The organism is Coprococcus sp. AM97-35 (assembly GCF_027697525.1).
GTDB lineage: Bacteria > Bacillota > Clostridia > Lachnospirales > Lachnospiraceae > Allocoprococcus > Allocoprococcus comes.
On sequence record NZ_JAQESL010000084.1, the window covers coordinates 1 to 606 of the forward strand.

A 606-nucleotide genomic window follows, 5' to 3' on the forward strand; every position below is an offset into this window, starting at 1 on the left:
CTAACTTCAGACTAGGTTGATTTCCTATCAAAAGAAAATGTTCCATTATTCTTATATGTAAATTTGATTCAATTATAATCCTTAACATTGTGTTGTCATTCATGTATAACTCCTGTGATCTTTCTATAAACAGAAATATCACATTTTCCTTTCTCTTTTTATTACTAACAAATATATCATTTATATAATTTGTATATTTCTGATCCTTACTACACAGAATGATATAACTATAAAAGTTATTATTATGTTTACACACTGTATGAAATATCCAAATTGTTTGCAACCAAAAAGCAACAGAATTTGTATCAAAGGAACAGCATAAACAAACTTATTGCGTTTTTCTTCAACTAAGCTACTATTATAAATTTTGAGTATTCCAGCATTTAAAGTAATAGGTATGATTAATATAGCAAACTCACATATTTTTTTCACCTCAATTACAGATTGCCCTATATTTTTCACAATCAATATATAACTTATCAAAAAAATAACGCCTACTATTTCAAATATTGATAAAATGGTGGCCTTTATGAAAAAAACTTTAATATCTGATATTGGTATAATTTTCTCTATAATAAAATTGTTTTTCTTTTCTTTTTCCGTTTC

1 protein-coding gene is annotated in these 606 nt (G+C 24.9%); it reads right to left on the reverse strand.

What is annotated here, in order from left to right; genetic code table 11:
* Positions 1–180: 180 nt before the first annotated feature.
* Positions 181–606: hypothetical protein (locus PG840_RS16775; protein WP_270613924.1), on the reverse strand; the 426-nt coding region annotated here is incomplete at its 5' end.